A 15,795-nucleotide genomic window follows, 5' to 3' on the forward strand; every position below is an offset into this window, starting at 1 on the left:
GTTTTACACTTTTTCTGTAAAAGGACGGAAATCGCTGCGGTTATCTTCCGGATCAGCCCGCATCACATCCATCTGACGGGCATAGCGGCGTACGGTGGATGACGATATCCCGTAACGCTCGGCCATTTGTTCGTACGTAGAAGAGCCGCCCCGAATTTTGGCAGCTGTATAGTCCAGTGCAGCAGCCCAACCGGGAATATTCCTCATTTTAGGAATGTTCGGATAGATACGGCTTAGAAACGCCGACCACAGATTTCCGATTTCCCGCTTGCGGAACGGGTCGCTGCGCTTATCCATGCATTGGAAGACCGTATTCAGCACTTGCTGCCAGTCATCATGCCATTCCGGCAAAATCCCCCGGTGCTGTGCTGAGTTATCCCGGTCACTGTGGCCTCCACTGTGACCTTCAAGCCGCATAAGCACCAAACGGGCCGCATCTTTTAATTCCGCATCTTCCCCAGGTTCCTGAAGAAACAGCTGCAGCGCATGCTGAACCTCCTCATCTGCAATCAGCTCCAGTGTCTGTATCACCTGAAGTTTGATGTGAGGTTCTCCGTGGCGAAGCGCCCAGAAAAAAGAGGATCGAATTAGCGGATTATGCTTGGCTTCTTCCGTCATGGCTTCCCCGTGATGTTCCCATGCCTTGAACTGTTCCTCAAAAGGAAGATGGTAGTGATAGCTCACTTTCATCGATTCCGCTCCACTGTTCTGCAGCGGTCCCAGCTGGGCCAGATAAAAATCGGGTACATCATTGGTCGGATCAAGCTTTCTGCAGTGACGCCAGTATTTAGCGGCAGCATCCATTCTTCCGCTGTTGCAGGCAGCAGCTGCCGTATAATGGTACAAGCTGGCATCACTGCTGAACTCCTCGTCTTTCAACAGGCGGCGGAAATGGCCGTAAGCGGCCTCATGCTTGCCTAATATACCCATAGTGGTCGCCAGTTTAAACACATGCTCCTGGTGAAACGGTACAGTGACGGACAGCATGTCCACCAGCATGCTCAACTCTTCTTCATTGTTCTCATGCTGGAAAAAGATCGCCAAGTTGCACAAGGCATGCAAATTTCCCGGTTCCACATCCAACACGCCCTGAATACTCTCCTTGGCTTTGGCGAAACGCCCCATATAGTAATAGGCCAGTGCAAGATTGTTCCGCGCGGACATAAAATCAGGGCAATCGGCTACGATCTCTTCAAGAAGCTTGACAGCCTGAGCAAATTTCCCTTCCTCCAGCAGCTTCCGAGCATGTTCATGCTCAACCATACCTTCACGGCTTTTGATCTTGTTCACCTTGGTCGGGCGGTTCAGCTCATAATGCAGCAGCTCCATCATCTCTTCTGCCTCATCCATAAACTGACCGCTGGGATCTTCCTCCAGATAGGTGATCAGCGCTTTCTCCGCTTCTTCAAAGCTTTCCATGTTGGCATAATTGTTCGCCATGTAAAAATAGCACTCGGTCATCGAGGCATCCACATGCTCCAGTATATGCTGCAGCACCTGGTTGGAGCCCTTATAATCCCCTGTCTCTGATAATATACCCGCCATGTTGCAATGATTCACAGGATTGTCCGGTTCATATTCAACAGCTTTGCGAAAATATTTCAGCGCCTTCTCGTACTGGTACCGATCAAGCGACTTGACGGCACGGTCAAAGAAAAAATTAGCGTTATAATCGATAGAAATAATATTGTGCAGGTTCTCGGAACCTGATGAATTTTCATGCATCGAAGCAAGACACCTCCTTTAACTTGCTCCTCTATCCTCAACAGTATACCATGATCTACTGCCGTTTGCAGAAAAAAACACGCCGGTTTTCAGACACCGGCGTCTTTGAAAAGGGTGGCGATAGAGCCGCCTTCCATAATGATATGGGTGGCTTCTGCCAATATGTTCGCAACAGATAACACCTTCACAAAACCTTTGTAATCATCCGGCACGGCGATCGAATCCGTGACCACCAGTTCTTTAATATGGGTATGGTCCAGACGATATAGCGCCTGACCGGAAAAGACCCCGTGCGTGGCACAGACTATAGCATCATTTGCCCCCCGCTGCTTCAGTGCCTCCACCACTTGAACGATGGTCGAGCCGGTATCGATCAGGTCTTCGATAATAATTGGTGTACGGCCCTTCACTTCACCAACCACATGGGTGATGACAGCTTCATTATGCGCCGGCCGCTGTTTTACCATCATCGCAAACCTTGCATCCAGCCGGCTCGCCAGCTTCTCAGCCGTCTTCGCCCGTCCTGCGTCAGGAGAGACGATAACGGGGTTTTCAATATGTTTGGATTTCAAATAATGAGTAATCAGATCCATTGCTGTTAAATGGTCCACCGGGATATTGAAGAAGCCCTGAATAGCCGGTGAATGCAGATCAATGGTAATCACACGGGTTGCTCCTGCTGTGGTGAGTACATCGGCAACCATCTTGGCTGAGATCGGTTCCCGGGGTGCCGCTTTCCGTTCCTGTCTCGCGTACCCGTAGTAGGGCACGATAATGTTAATAGTCCGTGCGGAAGCCCGCTTGGCTGCGTCGATCATGACCAGCAGCTCGACGAACATTTCATTAATAGGATGAGAGAAGGACTGAAGCAGAAATACATCACAGTTACGGATGCTTTCTTCATAGTGCACGTAAATTTCACCGCTTTGAAAGCGGGCAACTTTGATCTTGCCTAACTCAACCCCAAGCTGTTCACTAATGTCCGCTGCCAGCTTCGGGTTGGATGATCCGGCGAACAGACGAAGATTCTGATACATGAATTCCTCCTGGGATACCTAAATATAATAATTCCGGCGTTTTCCACTCTATTATAGCGCATGAAGAAAGCGCTGTCGCGTAAACAGGCCGCCTCTCCACCCCCGGATGAGATTCTTTGTAAGAAATCACAAACCGGTTTGGAAAAACAGCCTGCCTCAACACACCGTTATTTTACAATAAAAGCATTATAAAGCAACCATGACCCGCTCCCGGCCCTCAAATGCAGCCAGATGCCGAACACCGAGTTCCTGCAGCAGCGCTCTAGCCTGATCCAGATACTCGCCCAGCTTACCGGGCTGATGGGCATCCGACCCCAGTGTCAGCGGTATGCCGAGCGCAATCGCCTCTTCCACCATCCGGCGGCTGGGGAACATCTCTTTGCAGTCCTTCGACAGGCCGGATGCATTAAGTTCCATCACGCTGCCGCTCTTACGGACGGCGGCAAGGGCTGTATTTTCCAAGTGAATCACTTCATCTGCATGCTCCGGACCCGGCTTGAATCCGAACCGTTTAATCACATCCAGATGGCCCATGATATCATAGAGACCTGTCTCCGCTGCTTTCTGCACAGCATCATAGTACCGGCGGTAGACGGCAATCGGTTCTCTGTCCTCCCAGCCATGGGTCTGACGGTAATCGGTAATATCCCATTTTCCTAAAAAATGCACCGAGCCAATCACATAATCCCACGGGTAATCCTGAATGATCTTCTCTATCTCCATCTCATAGCCTTCGATATAATCGCCTTCCAGGCCCATTCGAATTTCAATCTGTCCCTTATAGCGCTCCTTCAGCAGAAGGCATTCCTCTACATAACGCGGCAGCTCGTCCATGGACATCGCCATTTCCGGATAATATTCCTCCGGTTTGATATGGATCAGGGGCATATGATCCGACAAGCCGAGATGATCCAGTCCAATCTCGATCCCGCGCTTCACGTATTCTTCCAGTTGTCCGATCGCATGGCCGCAGCGAGCATGATGGGTATGGTAATCAATATGCATGGTTTGGCTTACACTCCTTACCCGTCGCGGCGGGGACGCTCATGACGGCGGTCCAGCTCTCCCAGGATATCATCCAGCGGCAGCTTGCGTTCCTGCAGCAGCACCAGCAGATGGTAGATCAGGTCGCTGACCTCCAGCCGAAGCTCCTCGTTATCCCCGTTTTTAGCTGCAATAATCGTTTCGGACGCTTCTTCACCGACTTTTTTCAAAATCTTGTCTACGCCTTTATCAAACAGGTAGGTCGTATATGCCCCTTCCGGACGCTCGACTTCCCGCTTTGCAATGATCTCTTCCAGCTCTCCAAGGACATCAAAACGGCCGCGCACTTCCTCGGCCTCTGCCGTGCCCTCAGACAAAGTGGATTGTCCCTGCAGTGTGATCGTGTTGAAGAAGCAGGTATTCTCGCCCGTATGGCAGGCCGGGCCTTTCGGATTGACCAGAACCAGCAGCGTATCGCCGTCGCAGTCATACGACAGGGATACCACAGCCTGGGTATTGCCTGAGGTTGCGCCTTTATTCCACAGCTCCTGACGGGAGCGGCTCCAGAACCAGGTTTCCCCCTTTTCCAGCGTCAGCTGCAGCGATTCCCGGTTCATATAAGCCATCATCAGCACTTCCTTGCTGAGGGCATCCTGAACAATGGCTGGTACCAAGCCGTCCCCATCCCAGCGGATATGCTCCAGCACCTGCTGGAGGGACAGATCCTGCATCATTTCATCATGTACGCTCAACGGATTTCCACTCCTTTTTGCTTCAATTGTTGTTTTAAATGCGGAATGCCGATTTCCTTATAGTGAAAAATAGTAGCGGCTAGTCCCGCGTCCGCCTTACCGGCTGTAAACACATCATAGAAATGATCCTCTTTACCGGCTCCGCCTGAGGCGATCACCGGTATGGATATGGTGCTGCACACGGCTGAGGTCAGATCCAGGTCAAATCCATCCTTCGTACCGTCAGCATCCATGCTGGTCAGCAGGATTTCACCAGCACCCAGCGACTCCGCTTCCTTGACCCAATCCAGTGTCTTTATGCCCGTAGGATTCCGTCCGCCGTGGGTATACACTTCCCATTCGTCCCAATCTGCATTGTACTTCGCATCCACTGCGACAACGACGCATTGGGAGCCGAAACGGCGTGCACCGGCAGAAATCAGTTCCGGCTGCTTCACCGCGGCCGTGTTCATACCGATCTTGTCAGCACCGGCGCGCAGGATCCGCTTCATGTCGTCCACGGAAGAGATCCCGCCTCCGACTGTAAACGGAATTGCGATTTCTCCCGCTGTTCTACGCACGACTTCCTCCATGGTCGCCCGGCCTTCCACCGAAGCTGAAATATCCAGAAAGACCAGTTCATCAGCACCTTCACGGTCATACAGCGCCGCAAGCTCCACCGGATCACCCGCATCACGCAGGTTGACAAAGTTAACCCCTTTTACGACCCGTCCGTCCTTTACATCCAGACAAGGAATAATCCGTTTGGCCAGCATGGTGTCCCATCTCCCCTTATTCATCTCTCAAAATATAGGAAGACGAAAGCCTCATTCAGCCCCCGGATGATCACCGGCCGCCGTACGATGCTGTCGTCTCTCTCTTTTTATCAACCGATCAATTCTATTGCTTCCGCCAGATCAATGCTGCCCGTGTACAGTGCCTTGCCTACAATCGCACCGCCAACACCGTCTGCGCTGTGCTTGCTGAGTGCAGTCAAATCCTCCAGACGGGTCACCCCGCCAGAAGCAATAACGGTGCGTCCGCTCGCTTTTGCCAGGGAAACAATGGCCTCCACATTCGGGCCCTGCATCATGCCGTCCCGGGAAATGTCCGTAAAGATAAAGGTTTCGGCACCTTTGGCCGCTAATTCCTTCGCCAGCACTTCAGCTTGAACCTCGGAAGTTTCCAGCCAGCCGCGTGTTGCAACATAGCCGTTTCTTGCATCGATGCCGATGGCTACCTTGTCTCCATACTTGCCCAGTACGGTTTCCGTAAAGACTCGATCTTCAATCGCCGCTGTTCCGATGATGACACGGCTGACGCCGAGAGACAGCAGACGCTCTACATCTTCCAGCTTGCGCAGCCCGCCGCCAACCTGTACCGGTACGCCTACCGTTGCTGCAATTTTCGCAATAATCTCATCATTGACAGGATGTCCTGCCTTTGCTCCGTCCAGATCAACCAGGTGAATATATTTGCCGCCCTGCTCTTCCCAGGAACGCGCCACTTTCAGCGGACTGTCGTTGTAGACCGTCTCCTGATTATAATCACCCTGTACAAGTCTTACACACATGCCGCCACGAATATCAATGGCCGGATACATAATGAACGATGACATCGTTATCCCCGCTTCCTCAAATGATTGATTTGCTTGTCTATTTCGTCATAGCCAAAAAGCCGCGCAGCAGACTCATGCCAAGCTCCCCGCTCTTCTCAGGGTGAAACTGCATACCGTATACATGATCCCGGCCGACAATGGCCGTCACGGGCTGTCCATAGTCGGTCACGGCCAGCAGGTCGCTTGTTGCTTCAGGAAGAACATGATAGGAATGGACAAAATACACATGCCCTTCCTCAAGCTCCGCAAATAGCGGATGCTCCGGTTTCTGGAATTGAAGGCTGTTCCATCCCATATGAGGTACCTTAACCTCTCCGCCCGTAAAGCGCACCACCTTGCCCGGGAGGATGTCCAGTCCCTTATGGCTGCCATGCTCCTCACTTTCGCTAAACAGCAGCTGCATGCCGAGGCAGATGCCCAGCAGCGGTGTAGACCCGGATGACGCTTCCAGCATAACTTGGTCCATTCCGCTTTCCCGCAGATGTTCCATCGCATCGCCAAAAGCGCCCACGCCCGGCAGAATGATGCCGTCAGCGGAAAGAATCTCCTCCCGCACGCCGGTGACCAGCGGCTCATAGCCGAGCCGCTCCACCGCTTTGCTGACGCTGTGCAGGTTGCCCATGCCGTAATCCACTACCGCAATGGCCATATGCTACAGCACTCCCTTCGTGGAAGGTACGCCTGTCACGCGCGGATCAATCTGGGTCGCCTCATCCAGTGCACGGCCCAGCGCTTTGAAGACGGCTTCGATCATATGGTGCGTGTTCTGGCCATAATGCACGATAATATGCAGCGTAATGCGCGCTTCCAGCGCCAGCTTCCACAAAAACTCGTGCACCAGCTGCGTATCAAAGGATCCTACCTGCTGGGAAGGATACTCTGCACGGTATTCAAAATGAGGCCGGTTGCTGATATCAATCACAACCTGTGCCAAGGCTTCGTCCATCGGAACGAACACGCTGGCATACCGCTTGATCCCCTTCTTGTCACCCAAAGCTTCTCTCAGCACCTGGCCGAGGCAGATGCCGATATCCTCAACGGTATGATGATCGTCGATGTCGATATCTCCTTTGGCGTTCACGCTAAGATCGAACTGGCCATGCTTTGTGAACAGGTCCAGCATATGATTCAGGAAAGGAACATCGGTTTCCAGTTCAGAAACTCCGGTTCCATCCACGTTAAATTTCAGAGAAATATCCGTCTCATTGGTTTTACGGCTGACGCTGGACGTCCGCCCTTTGGCTTCAAAGCTCATGATCATTGCCCCCTGTTTGTGATGCCTGTTCCTGTTCCAGCCGGATGGCGATCGCTCTTGCATGGCCTTCAAAGCCTTCCCGGCGTGCCAGCTCCATGATCGTCTCTCCGTCACGAAGCAGGGCTTCCTTGCTGTAATAAATCATGCTCGACTTCTTGATGAAATCGTCCAGATCGACCGGTGAGGAAAACCGTGCTGTACCGTTCGTCGGGATGATATGGTTTGGTCCTGCAAAATAATCGCCGACCGGCTCGGAACTGTAAGGTCCGAGGAAGATCGCGCCGGCGTTCTCAATGGACCCCATGATCTCCATCGGATCCTGTGTCATGATCTCCAGATGCTCCGGAGCCAGCCGGTTCACAATGGAGATCGCCTCATCCAGCGATGCTGTCACTACGGCAGCTCCATAGCTGTCTATGGATGCACGTGCAATGTCTCTCCGCGGCAAAAGCTCCAGCTGACGCTCTACTTCGACAGCTACTGCTTCGGCCAGTTGACGGGACGGTGTCACGAGCACGGCAGAAGCCATCTCATCATGCTCTGCTTGAGACAGCAGATCTGCTGCTACATAGGAAGGCTCTGCGGTATCATCAGCCAGCACTACAATCTCGCTCGGTCCGGCGATGCTGTCAATGTTAACAGCGCCGTACACTTCACGCTTTGCCAGCGCAACATAAATATTGCCCGGGCCGCAGATTTTATCCACCGGCGCGATGCTGTCAGTGCCATAGGCGAGGGCCGCAATGGCCTGCGCTCCGCCCACCCGGTACATTTCCGTCACACCGGCTTCTGCCGCAGCTACCAGAATGTACGGGTTAATCCCTTCCGTGCCGCCGGTTGCCGGTGGTGTCACCATCACGATCTCCGGTACACCCGCCACCTGGGCAGGAATGACATTCATCAGCACCGATGAAGGATAGGCGGCTTTACCGCCAGGAACATATACCCCAACGCGTTGAAGCGGGCGGATAATCTGTCCCAGAATGCTGCCGTCCGGCTGCAGGTCCATCCAGGAATTACGCTTCTGTCGTTGATGATAGCTGCGGATGCGCTCCGCTGCAGCCCGAATGGCGTTCACGAAGGAAGGCTCTACCTGATCGTAGGCTGCCTGGAGCTCGCTTTCTTGTACGCGAAGACTGCCTGCGATCAGCTTTATCTTGTCATGCTGCTCCGTATACCGGAGCAGAGCAGCATCCCCTTCACGGCGTACAGCCTGTATGATCTCCTTGACGGCTGCATTCTGCTCCGGCGTACCATAGTCACTTTCCCGCTTCATTTCAAACTCCTGTGCCGGTATGATCTTCATCCCTGATTCCTCCTGCCCGCTTCTTTCCTTACTCTGTACCCATATCTATTTCAAAACTTCTCCTGTATAAATCACCTTTTGCAGCCGGTCGCACAATGCCTGAATCTCACTGTTCTTCATCCGGTAACTGACCCGGTTGGCAACCAGACGGCTCGTAATTTCAAAAATACTGTTCATCTCTACAAGTCCGTTCTCCCGCAGGGTCTGACCCGTTTCCACCATATCGACAATGCGGTCAGCCAGCCCGATCAGCGGCGCAAGCTCGATGGAGCCATTGAGCTTGACGACCTCGACCTGCTGTCCCTGTTCACGAAAATAACGGGACGCCGTATTGGGATACTTGGTCGCCACACGCTGCCGAATGCCAGGCGTCCAGTCAGGAAGACCGATCACGGACATACGGCAGCGGGCAATTCCCAGATCCAGCAGTTCGTACACATCCTTGTCTTCCTCGATCAGCACATCCTTGCCAACAATACCGATATCGGCAACCCCGTACTCCACATAAGTCGGTACATCCACCGGCTTGGCAAGAATAAACTCCATTCCCGCCTCCGGCAGTGGAATGACCAGCTTTCGGGTCTCATCTACGTCCAGCGGAATCGGCAGCCCGGCCTGACGGAACAAAGCTGAAGCTTTTTTATATATCCGGCCTTTCGGCATCGCTACTTTTAGGGTTTCTGCCATGACAGAACACCTCCTGTCTATAATATTGTTCTATTGAAGGGTTACAATCTCCTCATAGCCTTGATGAAGAAGAGAAGTCCCTGACTTTTGATCTCTTGCATCTCTGGAAATTCCGTGATCAGGGTCACCCATCAGCGAAGTTACCACAATTCGGCCTTCCTTCCGCATTGACGCAGCCCGCGCGAGCCCCTCTTTTCGATGCTCCAGGGTGTACTGAATCAGGACCGGCTTCTGACGGCCTTCTTCTTGCGCGGACACACCATCCAGGATGCGGTTCGTTTTCAGAGCGAATCCTGTTGCCGGCACGCTCCGTCCAAACTGCTGCAGCAGCTTGTCATATCGGCCCCCGCTGGCCACAGGCGAACCGATTTCAGCAGCATAGCCTTCAAAGGTCATGCCTGTGTAATAGGAGAAATCTCCGATCATGGTCAGATCGATCAGTACATGTTCAGAAGCCTCGTAGGCCTCCAGCACATCCCAGACTTTGCACAGATGCTCGATCGAAGCCCGTGCCAGCGGGTTTGTGCTCAGCTCCATCGCCGCATCACCTACTTCACGGCCTCCGCGCAAGCGCAGAATGCCTTCCAGCCTGGCAGCCTCCTGCTCCGGCAGATTCAAGGCCTCAATCGTATTGCGGTAGCCGACATAATCCCGGCTGAGCAGATCGCGTTTTAGGCTCTCCTGGTCCGCTGGACGATCCGGCAGGATCTCCTGCAGCAATCCATTTAAAAATCCCATATGGCCCATGGCCATCTTAAAGGTATGAACACCGGCGGCGCGCAGACTTTCAATCGCCAGTGCCACGACCTCGGCATCCGCTTCCGGTGAATCATCACCAACCAGCTCTACACCGGTCTGATAAAATTCTGCCTCGCGTCCCGCTTCTTCTTCAATCGCGCGGAATACATTGGCATGATAAGACAAGCGAATTGGCAGTGCTTCTTCTTTCAAAAGAGACGAGACGACCCGCGCAATCGGTGCTGTCATATCGGAGCGGAGCACCATCGTTGTGCCTCGGTTATTCAGCAGCTTAAACAGCTTCTGATCGGATGTCGAGCTGGCCACCCCGACCGTATCATAAAATTCAATCGTCGGTGTCATGATTTGCCGGTATCCCCAGCGTTCCATACACTGCAGCACCTGTGTTTCGATCTGGCGCAGCCGGGCTACTGCATGAGGAAGATAATCCCGGACACCGGCCGGTTTTTCAAAGCCTTTCGGTTTGGACATGACGTATTCACCTCGGGTTCTATATTCAATAACCGGACCACATTCACAAGAACACGGGCCCGTATATTCTTTATCATGGTAAAGTGCTACCTTGCTAATAAAGTAAAGGATAATGGCTATATTACCACATCTCTGGCTTGACCGTCAATTGAGGCGCTGCCCTCTTTAAAAATAACGTACTGCTGCTATTATAACCTACTTAACATGCCAAACAAAAAACCGCCCGGATGCAATCCGGACGGTCCTCATCTCCAAAGATCAGCTTCACTGCAGCAACGGCTGCTGTGATTACAAATCAACTGACTTTTTGCTGTCTCCAGACGTAACGTCCCGCTTGGGCTGACCTTTTGAGTCTCCAGGCACCTTGGGCTTCAAGGAACGCGGAATGCTGCCCAGAAGCACCCAGGCTCCCGGAACATATTTCATTACGGTCTGCACTACCAGGGCACTCACCAGCAGCGCGGTGATCATACCGCCGTACACCCAGATCAGATAGTCATCCGTCACAGGATTCAGATTGAAATCATGCAGCCTGTAGTAAGCAAGCCAGAGCGGATGCACCAGATAGATGGCGAAGGACAGCTCGCCAATTCGTGCAAGAAGTCCGGTGATCTTCTTCCATCCGCTGTTGAACAGCCAGTTGGTCAGCTGCATCAGCACAATCGCCGAGAATACGGTATGCATGTTCCAAAAGAATTCGTACCATAACGAGTCATATTTCGCACTGTAAAGGCGCACATTATACCACAGCATCACATGGGAAATCCCCATGGCGAGCCAGCCAGCCCACAGCACAATTGTACCGATCTTCTGACGTGAGGTCTGTTTCTTCCAGCCCGAGGTCAGCCAAGCCTTGAACTTATCATAATGAATAGCCAGGTAAGCGCCAAGGAGGTAATAGGCCATATAGGAAATCGCAAGACTTCCTTTGTTCGCGTACTGCAGGTCAAACTTGTTCCAGATGATAAATCCCCACTGCAGCAGGAATCCGATCGGCACAGCCCAACGGACCAGAAACTTCGATGATTTAAACAGCATCAAGAAAACAGGAAACAGAATATAAAACTGCAAACTGATAAATACAAAATATAAGTGCGTATAGTTCTTACCGGTAGTGAGCCTGTCCCAAAAGTCAGGCAGCAGGACGCTCCAATCCAGCGGACCACTCAGCACCCCGTTCTGATACAGACGGACAAAGAAATATCCAATCGAGATCAGCACATACGGTAGCAGAATGTAGAGCAGCCTTCTTTTATAAAAGTTGGTGATCAGGCTCCGGTTTAATGGACGGTCATAGTAATTGTAAAAGAGAACAAAACTGCTCAGAAATATAAACGACGGTGTCCCGTATTTAAAGAAGATATTGATAAAATTAATAATAAAATAAAATCGGGAATCGACCGCATCCACAGTGGCAAACGAGGTGGCATGGACATGCAGGACACCCAATATGGCCAGAGCCCGGTATATATCCAGCTGCGGCAGCCTCTCCCTCTTCTTGATCGTGGTGGCTTCCATGTGTATCCCCCTCCAGATTGCAAAAGGTTATTAGAATCCGCCGTCAGGATGGCGGCAATAAAAAAGTCCCTCACGGCACATAACCCGAAGGACTCCTCATAAAAATCGTCATACTGTGCTGTTACAGCCCTATTCATTTTACAACATATCAGGCTTTATGGGAACCAAACTTCAGCGATTGGATGTAACTGTCTCTTCTTCCGGTGTTTTTCGCTGCAGGTCCCGCAGTGGATTCCCGCCTACAAAAGCGCCGGGCGCCACATCTTTATGCACCACCGCACCAGCCGCCACGACAGCACTATCTCCGATCGTAACGCCTGGCAAAATGGTAACATTCGCGCCGATCAGCACATTTTCCCCGATGATCACTTCACCCAGCCTGTACTCCCGGATCAGATACTCGTGCGCCAGAATGGTGGTGTTGTACCCGATCACCGAGTTTTCGCCTACGGTTATTTTTTCTGGAAAAAACACATCCACCATAACCATCAGTCCGAAAGCGGTATGCCTGCCGACCTTCATGCCCAGCACACGGCGATAAATCCAGTTTTTCATAGAAAGCACCGGGCAATAGCGGGCAAGCTGGATAAATATAAAATTTCGGACCCCTTTCCATGGACTGACGGTTCGATAAATATGCCATAAGGCATTATGTCCTTCCACGGGGTAGCGGGTTACCTTTCTGGCCATATGAACGGCTCCTATTCCTGATTCGGTTTCAGCAGGTCGTACACATCACGCATGTCTCGCAAAATATAATCCGCCCCGTATTGACGGAGCATGTCTTCGCCTTTTAGCGACCAGGCTACTCCCGCGGCTAGAGCGCCGGCGGCTTTTGCCGATTGCATATCTACGGTACTGTCGCCAATCATGAGCGTAGTTTCCGGACGGCTCCCCAGTAATTTCATTGCAGTTAGCACCGGTTCCGGATGCGGCTTCGGATGCTCTACATCGCTTACGGTGACAACGGCATCCATATAAGGTGCCAGGTTAAACTTGTCGAGTGTCATGAGCGTGGACGGACGAATCTTGGTCGTCACGATTCCCATAGCAATGCCTTGTTTGTGCAGCTGCTCCACCACTTCATTCACGTATGGAAATGGTTTCACCATGTCATCATGATGCGCCTGATTATAGGCCCGGTACAGGGGAACAAGCTCTGTGACATCCTCCTTGCCGGAGAACGTCTGAAGCTGGTATTCCAATGTAGTTCCCATATGCGGAATAATGCCCTCGCGCGTTAAAGGACCTGTCGGTCCTTTCTCAAACACATGCATGAATGAAGCTATGATCAGATCATTGGTGTCGATAATCGTGCCATCTAAATCAAACAATACGGTTTCAATCATTCACTTACTCCTTATTTGTCCTGCTTCTCTTTTTTGGTAGTATCTTGTTCAATGTCCGAGTGTACGTTCTGATCGGTTTGGAGCCGCTCCGTCGTTGGTGATGAGGCAGCATCCTGCACCGCAGATGAAGAAGATGGTGCATGAGCACCTGTACGCTCTTTGCGGTTCAAATCCGCTTCCGGTGTTGGTGCAGCACCTGTTTTAGTGCTTACGATAGGATCACTGTAACGTACATCTGCTTTGCCTGTCTTTCTCCGTACAATGATAAGGATCACTGCAGCTACTACGATGACAACCGCAAGCAGCTGGGATATACGAATATTTCCGTAGGATGGATCCAGAAAGCCCTGTTCAAAGCCCATCCAGGTCATCGGACTCCATAATCCGTTAAGGAAGGAGGCCAATGCTGAAGGTCCTTGGAAAGCGAGGCTGTCGGTACGGACCGCTTCAATAAAGAACCGCCCGATCGAGTACCAGATGAAATATCCGATAAACAGCTCCCCCGCACGCAGGAACCGCTGTCTTCGCAGGATCATAAGTAGGGCAATGCCTGCAAAGTTCCACAGGGATTCATACAAAAAGGTCGGGTGGTGAAACACACCGTTTACATTCATCTGGTTTACTATGAAGTCCGGCAGGTGAAGCGTGCTGCGTAAAAAAGACTCTTCCACCGGTCCGCCATAAGCTTCCTGATTCACAAAGTTACCCCAGCGTCCAATCGCCTGACCAATCAGCAGCGAAGGCGCACAAATATCCGCAATTCGCCAAAAGTTGTAGCCTTGACGCCGCACGTAAATGATGGCGCAAATAATTGCACCAATCAAAGCGCCGTAGATGGCGATGCCGCCCTCCCAGATTTTGAAGGCATCCCATATGTTATTTCGATAATCTTCCCACTTAAATGCCACATAATAGATACGAGCGGCAATGATGGCTGAAGGCACACCCAGAAGCAGCAGATCCATAAAGAACTCTTGCGGAATTCCGAATCTCTTACCTTCCCGGATGGCCAGCAGCAATCCCATTAAAGCACCAAAACCCAAAATCATTCCATACCAATGCACCGGAAGCGATCCAATTTTGAACGCGATCGGGTCAATAAGCAACGACATTTCTTTTCCCCCTAGTCCATATCATCCATATCTTCGGCAATCGTTGCCGTCAATTTGTTCGTGAACTGAAGTGCAGCATTCAGACCCATTTGCTTCAAACGGTAATTCATGGCTGCAACCTCAATAATAACCGCCAGGTTTCGTCCTGGGCGAACAGGTATGGTCACCAAAGGAATATCCGTGTCAATGATCTGTGTCGTTTCCTCATCCAATCCCAGACGATCATACTGTTTATCCTGCTGCCAAGCTTCCAGCCGGATCACCAGCGTAATCCGTTTATTATTGCGCACCGCACCCGCCCCAAACAGGGTCATCACATTAATGATGCCTACACCGCGGATTTCCAGCAAATGCCGGATGAGTTCCGGCGCCGTACCATGCAGCTGAAAATCAGAGGTTTGACGGATTTCTACCGCATCATCTGCAATCAGGCGGTGTCCTCTTTTGACAAGTTCAAGAGCAGTCTCACTTTTCCCGATACCGCTGGTTCCGGTAATGAGCATGCCTACTCCATATACGTCGCACAGCACGCCATGAATTGTAGTGGTCGGCGCAAGCTTGCGTTCCAGGAAACCGGTGATCCGGCTTGTCAGTGTCGTTGTGGCCATACTGCTGCGAAGAACAGGGATGCCCTGCTCATTGCTGACGGCAACCAATTCCTCTGGAACATCCAGAGAACGGGTGACTATAATACACGGCGTTTCATCTGTACACAGCCGGACCATGCGGTCTTGACGTTCCTCCGGGTTCAGCATGGCATAAAAAGCAAGCTCCGTCCGTCCCAACAGCTGCACACGTTCAATCGGATGATATTCAAAATATCCGGCCATTTCCAGTCCCGGACGATTCAGGTCATCCGTCGTTATTTGCCGTTTTAGGCCTTCGTCACCTGAAATGACCTCGAGCTGGAACTGCTGTACAAGCTCGGATACTTTTACTTTCTTGGCCATTGTCGTACCCCTTTTCATTGCTATGTAGAGTTTCAAATTTATGGACCTTCTAGATTCTTACTTCCTGATATCTTAACAGGAATTCGGTGGCAATTGCAATGATGGCACCCCTGTCGAGAATGGGGCTGTATGCGTAACCATTCCATCACATTCTAGTGAGTACCGTATTTTCTCAAAGTCCCAGTTGAAATAAAAAACCGCCCTGTTGGTCATACCCCTGTCAAGTAGACAGATGAAAAAAACTAAGCAGCCAGCGCGTGCCGAAACTCAATCGGCGCGCGCTGTTTGAGTTT

At 51.6% G+C, this 15,795-nt stretch carries 16 protein-coding genes; all 16 read right to left on the reverse strand.

Annotated elements, in window-relative coordinates; all coding sequences use genetic code 11:
• Positions 1–3: 3 nt before the first annotated feature.
• The 16 genes from HII30_RS15640 to hprK all read right to left on the reverse strand — a co-directional run bounded on the left by HII30_RS15640 (position 4) and on the right by hprK (position 15,502).
• Positions 4–1,725 (reverse strand): tetratricopeptide repeat protein, encoded by a 1,722-nt coding sequence (locus HII30_RS15640; RefSeq protein WP_169505977.1) that lies wholly within the window; start codon positions 1,723–1,725, stop codon positions 4–6.
• Positions 1,726–1,814: 89 nt separating this feature from the next.
• Positions 1,815–2,762, reverse strand: a complete 948-nt coding sequence (locus HII30_RS15645; RefSeq protein ID WP_169505978.1) for a ribose-phosphate diphosphokinase — start codon at positions 2,760–2,762, stop codon at positions 1,815–1,817.
• Positions 2,763–2,948: 186 nt separating this feature from the next.
• Entirely contained in the window at positions 2,949–3,767 is an 819-nt protein-coding gene (gene hisJ / locus HII30_RS15650; protein ID WP_169505979.1) for a histidinol-phosphatase HisJ, read from the reverse strand.
• Positions 3,768–3,784: 17 nt separating this feature from the next.
• Entirely contained in the window at positions 3,785–4,480 is a 696-nt protein-coding gene (hisIE, locus tag HII30_RS15655; protein WP_169505997.1) for a bifunctional phosphoribosyl-AMP cyclohydrolase/phosphoribosyl-ATP diphosphatase HisIE, read from the reverse strand.
• Positions 4,481–4,494: 14 nt separating this feature from the next.
• Positions 4,495–5,253 carry an imidazole glycerol phosphate synthase subunit HisF gene (hisF, locus tag HII30_RS15660; RefSeq protein ID WP_169505998.1) on the reverse strand — a complete coding sequence of 253 codons (759 nt, stop codon included), beginning with the start codon at positions 5,251–5,253 and terminating at the stop codon, positions 4,495–4,497.
• Between the two features lie 110 nt (positions 5,254–5,363).
• On the reverse strand, positions 5,364–6,095 hold the full coding sequence (hisA, locus tag HII30_RS15665) for a 1-(5-phosphoribosyl)-5-[(5-phosphoribosylamino)methylideneamino]imidazole-4-carboxamide isomerase (protein WP_211184623.1): 732 nt from the start codon (positions 6,093–6,095) through the stop codon (positions 5,364–5,366).
• 37 nt (positions 6,096–6,132) lie between these two features.
• A complete protein-coding gene (hisH, locus tag HII30_RS15670) occupies positions 6,133–6,744 on the reverse strand; it encodes an imidazole glycerol phosphate synthase subunit HisH (protein WP_169505980.1) in 612 nt (203 codons plus the stop codon).
• Between the two features lie 3 nt (positions 6,745–6,747).
• Complete coding sequence (hisB, locus tag HII30_RS15675; RefSeq protein ID WP_425496000.1) at positions 6,748–7,350, reverse strand: imidazoleglycerol-phosphate dehydratase HisB; 603 nt, start codon at positions 7,348–7,350, stop codon at positions 6,748–6,750.
• A complete protein-coding gene (hisD, locus tag HII30_RS15680) occupies positions 7,340–8,656 on the reverse strand; it encodes a histidinol dehydrogenase (protein WP_169505981.1) in 1,317 nt (438 codons plus the stop codon). The genes hisB and hisD overlap by 11 nt, the downstream gene beginning before the upstream one ends.
• 45 nt (positions 8,657–8,701) lie before the next feature.
• Complete coding sequence (gene hisG, locus HII30_RS15685; protein WP_169505982.1) at positions 8,702–9,343, reverse strand: ATP phosphoribosyltransferase; 642 nt, start codon at positions 9,341–9,343, stop codon at positions 8,702–8,704.
• A 30-nt stretch (positions 9,344–9,373) separates the two neighbouring features.
• A complete protein-coding gene (locus HII30_RS15690) occupies positions 9,374–10,573 on the reverse strand; it encodes an ATP phosphoribosyltransferase regulatory subunit (protein WP_169505983.1) in 1,200 nt (399 codons plus the stop codon).
• A 288-nt stretch (positions 10,574–10,861) separates the two neighbouring features.
• Entirely contained in the window at positions 10,862–12,091 is a 1,230-nt protein-coding gene (locus tag HII30_RS15695) for an acyltransferase (RefSeq protein WP_169505984.1), read from the reverse strand.
• A gap of 171 nt (positions 12,092–12,262) precedes the next feature.
• The gene (locus HII30_RS15700; RefSeq protein ID WP_169505985.1) at positions 12,263–12,781 is read right to left on the reverse strand and encodes an acyltransferase; all 519 of its coding nucleotides are present in this window, start codon (positions 12,779–12,781) and stop codon (positions 12,263–12,265) included.
• A gap of 11 nt (positions 12,782–12,792) precedes the next feature.
• Complete coding sequence (ppaX, locus tag HII30_RS15705) at positions 12,793–13,440, reverse strand: pyrophosphatase PpaX (protein WP_169505986.1); 648 nt, start codon at positions 13,438–13,440, stop codon at positions 12,793–12,795.
• 11 nt (positions 13,441–13,451) lie between these two features.
• Positions 13,452–14,552, reverse strand: coding sequence for a prolipoprotein diacylglyceryl transferase (gene lgt / locus HII30_RS15710; protein ID WP_169505987.1), 1,101 nt, complete (start codon positions 14,550–14,552; stop codon positions 13,452–13,454).
• A gap of 11 nt (positions 14,553–14,563) precedes the next feature.
• Positions 14,564–15,502: an HPr(Ser) kinase/phosphatase gene (gene hprK / locus HII30_RS15715; protein ID WP_169505988.1), complete on the reverse strand. Its 939-nt coding sequence runs from the start codon at positions 15,500–15,502 to the stop codon at positions 14,564–14,566.
• Positions 15,503–15,795: the final 293 nt, after the last annotated feature.

This window comes from Paenibacillus lemnae, assembly GCF_012933385.1.
GTDB lineage: Bacteria > Bacillota > Bacilli > Paenibacillales > Paenibacillaceae > Paenibacillus_AQ > Paenibacillus_AQ lemnae.